This window comes from Longimicrobium sp. (genome assembly GCF_036387355.1).
Classification (GTDB): Bacteria; Gemmatimonadota; Gemmatimonadetes; order Longimicrobiales; family Longimicrobiaceae; genus Longimicrobium.
The window spans coordinates 1-13,694 of sequence record NZ_DASVTX010000317.1; the positions used below are offsets into that span (position 1 = coordinate 1).

Annotated in this window: 11 protein-coding genes; all 11 read right to left on the bottom strand. The window is 72.2% G+C overall.

What is annotated here, in order from left to right; genetic code table 11:
• A partial coding sequence (locus VF665_RS13760) for a hypothetical protein (protein ID WP_331054006.1) occupies nt 1–2,550 on the bottom strand: 2,550 nt, incomplete at its 3' end.
• A 622-nt stretch (nt 2,551–3,172) separates the two neighbouring features.
• Nucleotides 3,173–3,460, bottom strand: a complete 288-nt coding sequence (locus tag VF665_RS13765) for a hypothetical protein (RefSeq protein ID WP_331054007.1) — start codon at nt 3,458–3,460, stop codon at nt 3,173–3,175.
• A gap of 37 nt (nt 3,461–3,497) precedes the next feature.
• Nucleotides 3,498–5,351 carry an N-acetylmuramoyl-L-alanine amidase gene (locus VF665_RS13770; protein WP_331054008.1) on the bottom strand — a complete coding sequence of 618 codons (1,854 nt, stop codon included), beginning with the start codon at nt 5,349–5,351 and terminating at the stop codon, nt 3,498–3,500.
• A gap of 381 nt (nt 5,352–5,732) precedes the next feature.
• On the bottom strand, nt 5,733–5,906 hold the full coding sequence (locus VF665_RS13775; RefSeq protein ID WP_331054009.1) for a hypothetical protein: 174 nt from the start codon (nt 5,904–5,906) through the stop codon (nt 5,733–5,735).
• Between the two features lie 100 nt (nt 5,907–6,006).
• Nucleotides 6,007–6,180 carry a hypothetical protein gene (locus tag VF665_RS13780; protein WP_331054010.1) on the bottom strand — a complete coding sequence of 58 codons (174 nt, stop codon included), beginning with the start codon at nt 6,178–6,180 and terminating at the stop codon, nt 6,007–6,009.
• A 359-nt stretch (nt 6,181–6,539) separates the two neighbouring features.
• The gene (locus tag VF665_RS13785) at nt 6,540–7,847 is read right to left on the bottom strand and encodes an AmpG family muropeptide MFS transporter (protein ID WP_331054011.1); all 1,308 of its coding nucleotides are present in this window, start codon (nt 7,845–7,847) and stop codon (nt 6,540–6,542) included.
• A 459-nt stretch (nt 7,848–8,306) separates the two neighbouring features.
• The gene (locus VF665_RS13790) at nt 8,307–9,785 is read right to left on the bottom strand and encodes a glycoside hydrolase family 3 protein (protein ID WP_331054012.1); all 1,479 of its coding nucleotides are present in this window, start codon (nt 9,783–9,785) and stop codon (nt 8,307–8,309) included.
• Nucleotides 9,786–9,900: 115 nt separating this feature from the next.
• On the bottom strand, nt 9,901–11,100 hold the full coding sequence (locus VF665_RS13795) for a HEAT repeat domain-containing protein (RefSeq protein WP_331054013.1): 1,200 nt from the start codon (nt 11,098–11,100) through the stop codon (nt 9,901–9,903).
• A 22-nt stretch (nt 11,101–11,122) separates the two neighbouring features.
• Entirely contained in the window at nt 11,123–12,274 is a 1,152-nt protein-coding gene (locus tag VF665_RS13800; protein ID WP_331054014.1) for an anhydro-N-acetylmuramic acid kinase, read from the bottom strand.
• Nucleotides 12,271–12,732 (bottom strand): hypothetical protein, encoded by a 462-nt coding sequence (locus tag VF665_RS13805; protein ID WP_331054015.1) that lies wholly within the window; start codon nt 12,730–12,732, stop codon nt 12,271–12,273. Before VF665_RS13805 ends, VF665_RS13800 begins: the two co-directional genes overlap by 4 nt.
• Entirely contained in the window at nt 12,729–13,646 is a 918-nt protein-coding gene (murQ, locus tag VF665_RS13810; protein ID WP_331054016.1) for an N-acetylmuramic acid 6-phosphate etherase, read from the bottom strand. Before murQ ends, VF665_RS13805 begins: the two co-directional genes overlap by 4 nt.
• Between the last annotated feature and the right edge of the window lie 48 nt (nt 13,647–13,694).

The following is a 13,694-nucleotide window of genomic DNA, read 5'->3' on the forward strand; positions in this document are numbered from 1 at the left end:
CGGCCGGGCGCCGATCCCCGTTCCGGTTCCCAGCGGCGAGGCGATGCTGCTGGCCGTCACCCCGCCCACGGTGAAGCCCGGGGCGCGCGACCCCACGTCCGCCGCCGCCATCACCCGCGCCGCGAGCGCGTGGCGCGAAAAGCCGCCGCCGCGAAGGGGGCGGTAGCCCTGCGTGCGCCCCGCCAGCCGCAGGTAGCCGCGCGGGTCACCCGGCGCACCCTCCGCCGTGTAGCGGCGCCCCTCCACCGTGGCCGCGGCCAGCCACCCTTGCTCCTGGCTGATGCTGTACGCAAAGCCGCGCGCCGTCGTGCGCCCCAGAGTGAGCACCGCGCCCACGTCCGCCCCGCGGTCCGCGTCCAGGTCCGGGCCGGAGCCGCGGTACTCGAAATGGCGGTCGCGCACGTTCAGCCCCGCGCTCGCCCACGTGTACGAGCGAAAGCGCGGCAGCGGCACCGTGGCCACCAGCGACGCGGAACGCTCCCGCTCCAGCAGCGCCCTCCCGCCCGGCGCCTCTGCGGAAAGCACGTCCCACTCCTGAAACGCCGACGCGCCGATCACCGGCACGCCCAGCCCGCGGAACAGATATCCCGCGGAGGCCGACGTCCGCCCATCCGCATAGACCAGCGCGTTCAGGGCATAGGCGTGGCGTTCGATGATGTCCGATCCCGCGATCCCGAAGCCGATCCCCGCATCCAGCACTTCATCCGAAACCAGCGTGGGCGTCCACGACGTCGGCGCGAGGGTGCGCCAGGGCGAGTAGGGGCGCGACGGGCCGCCCGCCGTGCGCGTGAACTCCGCGGCATCGCGCGGGGGCGAGCCGAAGTCGCCCGTGGCGGGAGGCGCGGGTCGCCACCCGGAAGGATCGAACGGCATCCGCGCCACGTGATACCCGTCCGCGCGGTACAGGCTGAACGCGATCCATCGCCCGTCCGGCGACACGTCCGGCTGAAACGCGCCGGAGGTCACGTTGCTCACCTGCATCAGCCGCCCATCCCGCAGGTCGTACGCGTACAGATTGGGGATGCCGGTGCGGTCGGATGAAAACAGGACGTAGCGGCCGTCCGGCGACCACGCGGGGTTCATGTCCAGCGCGCGGTCCTGCGTGAGTTCGCGCACCACGCGGCCGTCCGTGTCCATCACCACCACGTCGTACAGTCCGCCCGTGCGCACGCGCGCCACGGCGATGCGCGACCCGTCCGGCGACCAGCGCGGCGCGGTCCACCGCTCGTCCGGATTGCCCCGCGTAATGGCGCGGCGGTTCTCCCCCCGCGCGCCGGCGATGACGATCACCGTCGTGTCGCCGCCGCCCTGGATGGCGACGATGCGCCCGTCCGCCGCCACGTCCGGCTCCGAGAGCCGTGCGCCGCGGGTCAGCCGGTCCGCGTCGCCGGCGCGCACGTCGTACAGGTCGCCGTACATGCGGTACGGATCCACCAGGTCCAGCTGCGAGGTGACCAGCGACCGTCCGTCCCGCCGCCAGCTCAGCGGCCCCACCGTGGTCCGCGCGGCCAGGATCTCCTCGCGGCCCTGCAGGTCCACCGTGCGCGTAGACGGCTCGTCGCGCCCGGTGCTGGCGGCAAATGCAATGCGGGACCCATCTGGCGACCAGCGCGGGAACTGCGTGGCACGCCCGTACGGCGTCAGCACCTCCGCCTGGGTGATCCCCTCCCGGCGCAGCGAGTCCGCCAGGCCGCGGTAGCGCGCGTCCAGCTCCGCATTCCATTCAGTGTAGGCATCGCTGAACGACTGGCCGTACGCAGTGCGGGCGGCGTCGTCGACTCGATATGGAATCAGCCGCCGGCCCACCACGCGCACGAACTCGCCCGCCCGCTCCTGGCCGTAGCGGCGCGCCAGCCAGTCCTCGAACTCCGATCCGTACACGTACGCCGCGTTGCCGCCGGGCCAGCTGACCGGATCGCCGGTGACGCGGTCGATGGAAAAGAAGCGGTCCTCCAGGATGGCCGTCCGCAGCACCATGTCGTGAAAGCTGCCGCGCACGCGTCCCGCGCCGGTCAGGCGCGATTCCAGGTAGGTGGCCATCCCCTCCGTGGTCCACCGCGAAAGGAACAGGTTGGGAAAGAGCAGCGGATTGCGGCCCAGCACGGAGCGCAGCCCCCGCAGCGGCCCCGACGCGTAGTCCAGGTGGTAGATGTGCACCAACTCGTGCGTGACCACCAGGTCCACCCAGTCGTATGAAAAGGCCAGCGACGGCTCTTCCAGCGGCGGGTGGGCGTAGATGACGATGCGATTGCGCGGCAGCGGGGTGGCGTTGCCGTTGGCCGCGTCCATGTTGTCGGCCACCACCAGGTGCACGCGGCCGGACGGCGGGCCCACGAACGCCTCCGCCAGGCGCACGTGCGCCGCCTCCGCGCGGGCTGCGGCGCGCCGGGCGAGCGTCTCCAGCCCGGGGCTGTAGTGCACCTGAAAGTGTTCCGTATCGAACGTGAACCATCGCGCGTCCGGCGCCACCTGCGCGGCGGATGGGCGAGGAACCGCCGCCGCGAGCACCAGGGCCGCGAAAAGGGCGCGGGGGATGGATGGAAGCTTCATCGAGCGAGATTGCGGGGGCGGAAGTGCGAAAGTACGAAAGTACGAAAGTACGAGAGTGCGTGCGCGGCTGACGGTGAGTCTTGGCGCATGCTGAGGCACCCCTCTCCCCCCAACCCCCTCTCCCGCAAGCGGGCGAGGGGGAGCCGTTCGGCGCGGGGGACAGGTCGGCGCGCGCCCGCCGGCCGCGGCGCGTCGGGTCAAGCCGCGATCGTGGACGCGACAGCGGCCACGAGTCGGGGCTTACCGCTGTTCGAGCGGCGGATTCATCCGCTCAGGAGAGCCTGCGGCGGCGAAACGGTCGCGCTGCACGCTTACCTCTTCCCCGCTGTCGCGGGAAAAAGCGAGACCTCAGTGCGAGGGCAGAATTCGCACCGACCTGATCTCCAGGGCCGGAGCAGCCTCACGGCAGTATCGTGAGGCTTCCAGCAGTTGTTGCGGCGAGTTCACTCGCTCACCCCACCGGCACTCGAACCATCGTGCAGGTGAAGTCCCCCCGTCCGTTTGGGGGGACTTTCCGCCGTTGTTGCGGCGAATTCATTCGCTCAGCGGGCTCAACAGGCTAATCAGGCTCAGCAGGCTAATCAGGCTCAGCGGGCTCAGCGGGCTCAGCGGGCTCAGCGGCTCAGCGGCTCAGCGGCTCAGCGGGCTCGGTGGGCTCGGTGGGCTCAGCCGGCTCGGTGGGCTCAGCCGGCTCGGTGAGCTCAGCCGGCTCGGTAGGCTCAGCCGCCTCAGTGGGCTCAGCCGGCTCGGTCGGCTCGACCGGCTCGGTGGGCTCAGCCGGCTCGGTGAGCTCAGTCGGCTCGACCGGCTCGGTGGGCTCGATCGGCTTGGTGGACTCGATCGGCTCGGTGGGCTCGGTGGGCTCGGTGGGCTCGGTGGGCTCGGTGGGCTCGGTGACCAGCCCGCTCAAGCCAAATCCATCCCCAAACGCTGCGGCCCCAACCCGCCTACCGCCCCGCGCGTGCCCGCAGGTAACCCTCGATGGCGCGAAAGTGCGCGCGGGCGATGCGCTCGTGCACCGCGGGATCGCGCAGGGCCGCCTCCTGCTGCGGCACCATCAGGAACATGGTTTCCGTCAGCACCGACGGCATCCACGTGGGCCGCACCAGCGCCAGGTCCGCGCGCGCCACCCCCAGGTCGCGCAATCCCAGTTCCGCCACCAGTTCCGCCTGCATCCGCCGCGCGAGGTCCAGCGACGGCGCGTGGTTGTAGAACACCGTCGTCCCGTTGTTCTCCATCGGGTTCACGCCGTCGGGAAAGGCGTTGTTGTGGATGGAGACCAGCAGGTGCGCGTTCTGCTGCGCCGCCTGCAGCGGCCGCGCGCCCAGGTCCACCGGCGACGGGTCCGGCCGCGTCTCGATCACCTCGGCGCCGGCCGTCCGCAGCATCGTCACCAGACGCTTGGTGATGGCCAGGTTGGCCTCCGCTTCCGTGAGCCCCGTCGGCCCGATGGCGCCGCCCGGCGGATGGCCCGCGTCCAGCGCGATCCGCAGCCCGCGCATGGGCGCGCCCGCATCGATCGGGGGCGCGCGCCGCACGCGCACGACCAGCGCGCCCGACGCGTCCCAGAACGAGCGCCATCCCCACACCGGCTGGTTCAGCTCCAGCCGCACCACGTACCGGTCGTCCGCCTCCTGCCGCCACTCCGCCCGCCGCACCATGGGGTCCGTCGCCCCGTACTGCAGCCAGTTGGTGCGCGTCTCGGCGCCGTAGACGCGGATTTCCAGCGCGCGCTCTTCCGCGTGCACCTCGAACGGAAGCCGGTCGCTGGTCACCACGCGCACGTCCGTCCACTCGGCGGCGGGCTCGAGCCGCACCGTCCCTACTGTTCCCGCCACCGGCGGCGCGCCGGCGGGCTCCAGCCGCACGTCCGCCGCGGGCACCCACACCGACTGGTCGCGCGAGAGGCGCACGCGGTACGCGCCTTCCCGCTCGCCGTCGATGGTGAAGCGCGTGCCGTTGGGAAAGAACCACTCGTACGGCGTCCCCGAGCCCGGAATCGCCGTCCCGATCACGTTCCCCTCCGCGCGCCCGCTGGCCGCCACGCCCGTGCGCGTTTCCCCCGCGCGCAGCACACCGGAGGCCAGCGCGAGCGGCTGCTGGGTCGTCCGCCCGCTGTGGGTGAACTCGATCACCGCCGAGCGCGCGCCCGGATCCGCGCCCACCAGCGTCGGGGCGCGCGCGGCGGTGTCGCGAAAGGCGATGGGCTGCGTGAGCGCGAACGATCCGGCGTACTCCGTCACCTCGCGCGCGGCCACGGCGCGCTCCTGCATGAAGGCTTCCGCGCGCTCCACCACGCGGCGCTCCACCAGGGGAACCGCGCGCCCGTCCGGGAGCAGCAGCACCGCCCGCCCGCCCGCGGCGCCGCGAAAGCGCACCGTAATCCGCTCGCCCTCCACCCCCGTCAGCGTCCCGGCGGGCGTGACCGATCCCGCGACGATCCCCGTTTCCCCCGGCCCCGTCCCCAGCGCGGGCACCCGGACGCGGCGCTGCAGGCCGGCGCGCTCGCTCCCGCGCACCGCCTCCAGCCGGTACAGCCCGTCGCGCGGCACGGGGAGAAATGCGAGAAAGGCACCGTTGGGCGCCACCTGCACCGGGGCGCCGTTGATGGTGAGCGTGGCGCCACCGGTGCCCACGCTGCCGAAGATGAAGTTGCTGTCCGCGACGGAAACGGCGTAGCCCTCGCCGGGATACGGCAGGTCGATGCGGAGCGGGCCGGTGCGCGCGGGGATGGCGGGAAGCGCGTTGCGGATGACGGGCTGCGTCCACGTTCGCCCATCCCCCGCGACGCTGTCACTCATGGCGCGCGGGGCGGCGGCGGGCCGGGGCTCCGGCGCGGTGCGCGGGGCCGCGGTGCAGCCCGCCGCGGCAACGACAAGAACTCCGGAAACCAGCGACGATCGCCACATCCCGTACGCGCTCCAGGTTGGGGGTGCACCGCCGCACGGGCGGTCGCGGGGATCGTTGCAAGAAAAGGGCTGGCCTCAAAAGACCAACCGGGCCGGAAGACCGCAACGGTCTTCCGGCCCGGTGTGGCGCCGTACGGCTCACAAAAGGGTGCGGAATCGGGGAACACCGTCCTGAAGCCAACGGCGGGACCCGGACCCTGCCCACCGCGAGCGTGTGCCGCCTGGCGCGAGGAGAAGCGACGAAAGGGAACGCGGGCGGGGGTCCGCCGGTTCTCAGTCGCTGACGCCGGGGAGCATGGGCGTGAGCAGGCTGCTGCTGGTGATGGTGAGGATGACGATGGAATCGCTGTGCGCGGCCACGGTGCCCTGCGCGTCCGCGTCCGGCGTCTGCGTCGCGAACGAGGCAACCTGCAGCGCGTCCAGATCCAGCTTGAGCTTGTTCGTCACGAGAAGTCCTTTGAAGGAGTCCGGAGGACAAGAATGGGGGGCATCTGCCCCAAAAACGGTGACGGGAACCACGGCGACCCCGCGGTTCCCGCCATCGGCCTTACTCGGTCGTGGTGCAGAGCAGGCGGGTAATCAGCGTTCCGATGGTGAGCGTGATGCTCACGGGATCGCTGTTGGCGTTCACGGTGCCCTTCGCGTCGGCGGCGGAGGCCTGCGTGGCGAACGAGGCGATCTGCAGCGCGTCGAGGTCCAGCTTCAGCTTGGTGCTCTTCATGGGGAACCTGCCAGAAAGGGAGGAGGAGGGGTGCGGGAGCCACGCCCGCGGAGACAAACATATGATTAGGAGTTAATCGTCGCAATCCGTACTACACCGGGCGCCTGCATTCCGCCATTCAGGGGCGTGGGCCCGCAGGTCAAACGGGGCGCCGCGGCACCGCTCCGGCGGAATGCGCGGACCTGGGGACACGGGCGAAGCGAAGGCAGAACGACAAGATGCAAAGGCACAATCCGTCGCGATCCGTTGCCCGCGCTGCCCGCGCCCCGCCCCCGTGCGCCGGACAGCAGACAGCCGGCCCGCGGCATGCGCGGGCCGGCTGAACGGTGCGGTGGATGGCGAAGAAGGCGCGGCGGCCGTCAGCCGCGCGCGAGGTCGGGATCGTCAGTCACCTCGCCCGTGTGCTCCGCCGCGCCGCGCGGGTTCTCGCGCGTGAGCGGGGCGATGATGGGGAGCAGCAGCAGCGCGGGAATCCCCGCCGCGATGGAGATCAGAAAGAAGCCCGGCCACCCCGACCTCTGTGCCACGTCACCCGCGTACCCGCCGATGAAGTCTCGCCCGAACGCCATCAGGCTGCTGAGCAGCGCATACTGCGTCGCGCTGAACTGGCGGCTGCTGAGCGACATCAGAAAGGCGACAAACCCGGCCGTCACCAGCCCCCCGCTGAAATTTTCCACCAGAATGGCGCCGGTAAGCAGGCCGGTGCTCTTGGGGCGGACGGCGAGCATGTAGTACGCCAGGTTGCTCCCCATCTGAATGAACGCGAGCACCCAGAGCGAGCGGTTGATGCCCAGCTTGGCGACGAACACGCCGCCCACCACCACGCCCACGATCGTGGCCGCGAGCCCCAACGCCTGGGTGATCGTGCCGATCTCCACCAGCGTGTACCCCTTCGCCAGCAGAAACGGGTTGGCCATGTTCTGCACCAGCCGGTCAGACAGCGAGTACAGCACGGTAAAGAGGAGAATGACCGGCGCCAGCACCGGCCCGGCGCGGCGAAAGAACTCCATGAACGGGTGCACCACGGCGCTGGCCAGCGTGGCGGGCGGGCCTTCGCGCAGCACCGGCTCCGGCGCCATGAGCGTGCCCAGCACGCCCACGAGCATGAAGGCGCCCATGATGACGTACACCGTGGCCCACGGGAGCGAGTTGGCCATTACCAGGGCGAGGCCGCCGGTAAGGATCATGGCGATGCGGTAGCCCATCACCTTGAGCGACGCGCCCGCGCCCATCTCGCGCTCCTCCAGCACGTCCACGCCGTACGCATCCACCGCGATGTCCTGCGTGGCGCTGAAAAAGGCGATCAGCACCGTGTTGATGAACATCAGGAACAGCGCGTCCCTGGGATCGTGCAGCGCCATGCCGGCGATCAGCAGCCCCAGCATCACCTGGGTGATGAGCAGCCAGCCGCGGCGGCGCCCCAGGAAAGGCGGCACGTAGCGGTCCAGGATGGGCGCCCACAGGAACTTGAGCGAGTACGGCAGGGCCAGCCAACTCACCTTGCCCACGGTGGAAAGGTCCACGCCTTCCACCGTCATCCACGCCTGCAGCGTCTTGCTGGTAAGGTACAGCGGCATCCCGGACGAAAAGCCCAGGAGCAGCAGAGCCGCCATCTTGCGCTGGCCGAACAGGTCGAAGATGGACGGCGCGCGGCGAGGCTGGTTCACGGTGGTCCCGGAGTGTGTAGGGTGTGAAGAAGCTGCCACTCCGAGCGCAATATCGGAACCAAGGGCGGGGAGGGAGGGGAAAGAAGTGCGGAGCGCGGAGTGCGGAGTGCGGAGTGCGGGAGGGAGGTACGAAAGTACGAAAGTACGAAAGTACGAAAGTACGAAAGTACTTCCGCTGCCTGAGGGCGGCGCTCCGGCACAGAAACCAATCCGCCGCGGAGGAGGAGCCCGGACAGCCGGGGTGCACGACGCCAAAGAGGGCGGCCAGACGCGCCGACCGTGCTCCGGCGCCGAACGGCTCCCCCTCACCCGCTCGCGGGACAGGGAACTGGGCGGGAGAGGGCCGCCTCAGCATGCGCCCCCGCCCGACGCCCCGATCCCACCCCGTCGTGCCCTATTCCCTATTCCCTATTTCCTATTCCCTATTCCCTATTCCCTATTCCCTTTCCCCTGCCCTTCCTACCGGTCCAGCCCGCCCCCCAGCCCCACCATCCCCTCCGCCGTCCCCGTGAGCCACGCAACCGCGGCCTCCTGCATGATCCCCTCGCCGCCCCAGCAGGCCAGCAGGTGCCGCGCGTCCGGCAGCTCGCCCGCCAGGCGCGGATGGCTGAACAGGACCACGGTGGCATCCGGGTGCGCGGCCAGCAGTTCCGCCACGCGCGCGCGGGCCGCCGCGCTGATGCCGGGGCGCCCCTTCCACGCGCGGATGTCGGAGTAGACCGCGATCAGCGGCGCGCCGTCCTCCGCCAGCTCGATCCCGGCGGCCTGCAGCGCGGCGGGAAAGGCGACGCGGGGATACGGAGGCCACGGACCGCCCAGGTCGTCCTCCACCTCTTCCAGCTTCACCCGCCCCGCGGGGATGGCCGGCGTGCCGCGGCACACGCGCAGCGAGCGCACGGCGATGTCCAGCGCCCACCGCCGGTCCTCGTCGCGCCCCACGGTGGCGTCCGGGATCGCGCCGGCCACCCGCTCCGCCGCCTCGGCCGTGCGCCGCAGCGCGTCCTCCACCCGCTCGCGGGGAAGGCGGCCGTCTTCCATCGCCGCCCGCACCTCGCGAATCACCGCGTCCGCGTCCTGCGGGTACAGGAGCACGTCGCAGCCGGCGGCCAGCGCCTGCACCGACGCCTCGGCCTCGCTGCCCCCCTCCGTCAACCCCTCCATGATGATGGCGTCCGTCACCACCAGCCCGCGGAACTGCATCTCGTCGCGCAGCAGCGTGCGCAGGATGCTGGGCGACAGGGTGGCGGGGCGGCCCTCCGGGTCCAGCGCGGGATACGCCACGTGCGCCGTCATGAGCGAATCGGCGCCGGCCTGCACCGCGGCGCGGAACGGGGCCAGGTCCTGCTCCAGCAGCTCGCGCGAGGCGCGCACCGTCGGCTTCTCCACGTGCGAGTCGCCCACGGTGCGGCCGTGTCCGGGAAAGTGCTTGGCGCACGACAGCGCGCCGCCCCGCGCGCACCCGCGCACCCAGGCCGCCACCTGCCGCCCCACCGCGTCCGGCTCCGCCCCGAACGCCCGCACCCCGATGATGGGGTTCTCCGGCTCCAGGTCCACGTCCGCCACGGGCGCGTACACCCAGTTGACGCCCAGCGCGCGCGCCTCGCGGGCCGTCAATTCGCCGGCGCGCTCCGCGATGGCCTCGTCGTTCAGCCAGCCGATGGCCGCGGCGGGGGGGAGCGGGGTGGCGCCGCGGAACTGCTGCCCCGCGCCGCGCTCCAGGTCGCTGGCGATCAGCAGGGGATGGCGCGAGCGGCGGTGCAGCTCGTCCGTGAGCGCCCGCACCTGCTCCGCGCCGCCGCCAAAGAGGATGAATCCGCCGATCCCGGTCTCCAGCCCGTGCTCGATGGACGCGCGGAACCCCTCCCACCCCGTTTCATCGCTCCAGCGCACCACCGTCAGCAGCAGCCGCGCAACGTTCAGCCCATCGCTCTGCATCATCTCGTCGATTCAGGTTGCAATCCCGCGTCCGTCCCCCCGGCCCCGCAAACACGCCGCCGGGACACGGGCCTCCCCGCGCCCCGGCGCCGCCGACGCAACCCCCGGTCCATCCTCCTCAGGGCCGCGGCGCCCCCTGCTCAAACGGGCCCGCCAGGGGGAATGGGGTGATGCCCGGCCCGCGCAGCACAAAGCCCTCGCGCCCCTCGCCCACCACCATCCACCGCACCGGCGAGGCGCCGCCGCGCGTCTCCGTGCGCGACGTGGCCGTCAGGCGCCCGATCACCCGCGGCGCCTCGTCGCCAAAGGACGAGCGCAGCACTTCGTACTCCATCAGCACGCCCCCGTCCGCCGCCACCGTGCGCGCGCCGGGCACCTCGCGCACAAAGACGAACTCCTCGGTAAACGGCACCACCCGCGGCGCCACGCCCCGCCCCACTGTGCGCGTGGTTCCCGAGCGCAGGTCGCGCATGCGGATTTCGCGGTCCGCCTCGTACACCACCACCGTGCGCGTGGGGTCAAAAAAGCCGGGAACCACGTCCGCCACCACCTCCACCTCCTGCCCCAGCGGCACCAGCCGCGAATCCGGCATCTGCACCCAGAGCGCCCCCGCCTGCAGCTGCGCCACGGAATCCGTCCACGTGGCGTGGAACACGATGCGGGGCCCGTCCGCGGGGCCGGTGGTGCGCAGGTCGCCGCGCTCGTCGCGGGCCAGCGGCGCGCCCCGCGCCTCCAGCAGCGTCAGCAGCTGCTGGGCGATGGTGCGCACCTGACCGTTCTCCTCGCCCGGAAGGATGGCACGGACCAGCGGCGCGTCCTCCACGTCCAGCCGCTGCAGCACCGTAAGCCGCACGGCGGAGGAGGGGTCGCCCGCGGCGGCGCGCAGCGCGTTGCGCGCGGGGGCGGAGTCCGGGAGAAAGTTCTGCAGCCCGCGCGCGGCGGCGGCCCGCACCTCGTCGGACCCGCTGCTGCTGAGCTGGCGGCGCAGCAGGTCCAGCGACCCCGGCGCGCGGCGGTCCGCCAGCAGCACCACCGCGTTGGCGCGCACCGCGGCGTCCACGCCGGGGTCTTCAATGAGCCGGATGAGCACCGCGTCCAGCTCCGGCCCCAGCACCTCCAGCCGGGCGCGGTCGCGGTAGTACGCCGGCGACGGCTCCGACACGTCCAGCAGCTGCACCACGTCGTTCACCAGCGGCCGCGGGCCGTAGGCCGAGGCGGACCCGGCACCCGCGCATGCGCCCAGCGCCGCCGTCCCGGCCACCGCAAAGGCGGCCCGGGCGGCGTGAAGGAGCGGGCGGGAACGATGGGTCTGCGGCATGGCTCGGGAAAAGCGGGTGTTCTCAGGCGCCCGGCGTGTACGACCCCAGCACCCGCGGGCCGGCGGCGCCGGTGGCGGCGGGCACGTTGGCGGGGATGCGGTTCAGGTGCGCCCACGCCAGGACGGCGAAGGCCACCGCCTCCTTGGCATCCGGATCAACGCCCAGGGCCGCCCCATCCGTGACAGGGAGAGGCGCCAGCAGCGTGCGGATCCGCCCCGCCAGCGTGGGATTCCGCGCGCCGCCGCCCGTGAGCACCACCTCGTCCACCCCGCGGGGAATGATCCACCGCGTGTAGGCGTCGGCCACGGTGCGCGCCGTCAGCTCCGTCAGCGTGGCGACCAGGTCCATCCAGTCCTTGTCCCCCTCCGGGCGAAGCACCTCCACCAGTCGCTCCACGAAGGGGCGGCCGAACTCCTCGCGCCCGGTGCTCTTGGGCGGCTCCGCGGCGAAGTACGGGTGGCGCAGCAGGTCCGCCAGCAGCGCCTCGTCCACCGTGCCTTGCGCCGCGAGCCGCCCGTCGCGGTCAAACCGGTGCCTGCCGTCCGTGGCGATCTCCACCGCCGCGTCGATGAGCGCGTTGGCCGGCCCCGTGTCAAAGGCAAAGACCGGCTCCGGGCTCCCCCGCCGGGGCACGCGGGTCACGTTGCCGATGCCGCCCAGGTTCTGCAGCGCGCGCGCCCGGTCCGGGAGCGAGAACAGGAGCTGGTCCACCCAGGGCACCAGCGGCGCGCCCTGCCCGCCCGCCGCCACGTCGCGCGGGCGAAAGTCGTGCACCACGGGCCGCCCCGTCCGCTCCGCGATGGTCGCCGCGTCCCCCAGCTGCAGCGTGGCCCCGCGCCGCCCGTCCGCCGCGGGGCGGTGCCACACCGTCTGCCCGTGCGATCCGATGGCATCGACGGATTCCACCGGAACCCCGGACTCCGTGCAGACGCGCAGCGCGGCGTCCGCCAGCCACTCGCCCAGGTCCGCGTGCAGCCCGCACAGCGCCTCCGCCGTCCCCGCCACGATGGCGTCGTGGCTGGCCGCCCGCTGCGCGTCGGTAAAGGGGACGGACACGAAGCCCGTCATGCGCACGGCCACGTCGTCCGTGGTGGTGCCGTCGATCTCCACCAGGGCGGCGTCGATGCCGTCCAGCGAGGTGCCGGACATCAACCCGATCACCCGCAGCGTCACGGCGTCCCCGTCATGGAGCGGATGGCCTTGAGCCAGGCGCCGTCCGCCGCGGCGGTGGCCTGCAGCAGCTGGTACGAGGTCGCGCCGTCAAACGCGCCGCCGCGCACCCGCCACTCCCACACGTTCAGCCCGCGCCGCTGCACCATGGCGAAGGTGCGCGAACGGAGCCGCACGAAGTCGTCCGCCAGCGTGGCGGGGTCGGTGCCGATCCCCTCGATGCCGGCGATCTCCGGGCTGTCCTCGCCCGCGGCCAGCGCCTCGAACTGCAGGTGAAGGATGCGCTCGCTCAGCACCGCCGTCTGCAGCACCGGCGACAGCCCCGGGTGCCCCGGCGCCACGTCGTCGATGGCCACGCGCAGGGCGCGCGGCGCGATCTCCACCCGCAGCAGAATGTCTTCCCACTCCACCTCGCTTGGCGGGCGCTCGGGAAAGGTGCGCGGATCAAACAGAATGCTCACCGCGAATCCCCCTTGAGCACGTCGCCGATGCGGCCGCCGGTGCGGGCCAGCTGCGCGGCGGCGGTGTCGCGGTCCGCGCCGGTCCAGTGCATCACCATCCCCAGCTTTACGCTGCCCCCGGACGCCTCCAGCAGGGCGCGGGCCTCGTCGCGCTCCAGGTCCAGCGTTTCCATCAGGATGCGCTCGCTGCGGTCCTGCAGCTTCAGGTTGGTGGCGCGCAGGTCCACCATCAGGTTGCCGTACACCTTGCCCATGCGGATCATGGCGCCGGTGGTGATGGTGTTCAGCACCATCTTGGTGGCCGTCCCCGCCTTCATCCGCGTGCTGCCGGTGACCACTTCCGGGCCCACCAGCGGGGCGATCACGACGTCGTACACGGCCAGCATCCACTCTTCCGGATGCGTGCAGAGCAGGAACCCCGTCCGCGCCCCGCGCTGCTTGGCGCGGGTCAGGGCGCCGTGCACGTAGGGCGTGCTGCCGCTGGCCGCGATGCCGAACACGAAGTCGTCGGGGCCGATGCCGTGCTCGTCCATCGCCTTGCCGCCCTCTTCGCGGCTGTCCTCGGCGCCCTCCACCGCGTTGAGCAGCGCCGTGTAGCCGCCGGCGATGATCCCCTGGATCATGCGCGGCTCGGTGCCGTAGGTGGGGGGCATCTCCGACGCGTCAAGCACGCCCAGCCGGCCGCTGGTGCCGGCGCCCACGTAGAACATGCGCCCGCCGCGCCGGAACGCGGTTTCGGCCATCTCGATGGCGCGGGCCAGCGCGTCCAGCTGCGAGCCCACGGCGGGGGCGACCTTCTGGTCCTCGTCGTTGATGATACGGGCGATTTCCAGCGCGGAAAGGCGGTCGATCTCCGCGGTGGCGGGGTTGCGCTGCTCAGTGAGCCGGGGGTCCAGCGGCGGCCTGGGAGTCATCCGTTGCGCACAGCTCGGAAAGGGCAGATAAAAGGGCGCGGAGCCAAC

Coding starts and splice junctions, on each gene's coding strand:
- VF665_RS13770 (WP_331054008.1), bottom strand. CDS start 5,351: ATGAGTGACAGCGTCGCGGGGGATGGGCGAACGTGGACGCAGCCCGTC.
- murQ (WP_331054016.1), bottom strand. CDS start 13,646: ATGACTCCCAGGCCGCCGCTGGACCCCCGGCTCACTGAGCAGCGCAAC.
- VF665_RS13790 (WP_331054012.1), bottom strand. CDS start 9,785: ATGATGCAGAGCGATGGGCTGAACGTTGCGCGGCTGCTGCTGACGGTG.
- VF665_RS13795 (WP_331054013.1), bottom strand. CDS start 11,100: ATGCCGCAGACCCATCGTTCCCGCCCGCTCCTTCACGCCGCCCGGGCC.
- VF665_RS13780 (WP_331054010.1), bottom strand. CDS start 6,180: ATGAAGAGCACCAAGCTGAAGCTGGACCTCGACGCGCTGCAGATCGCC.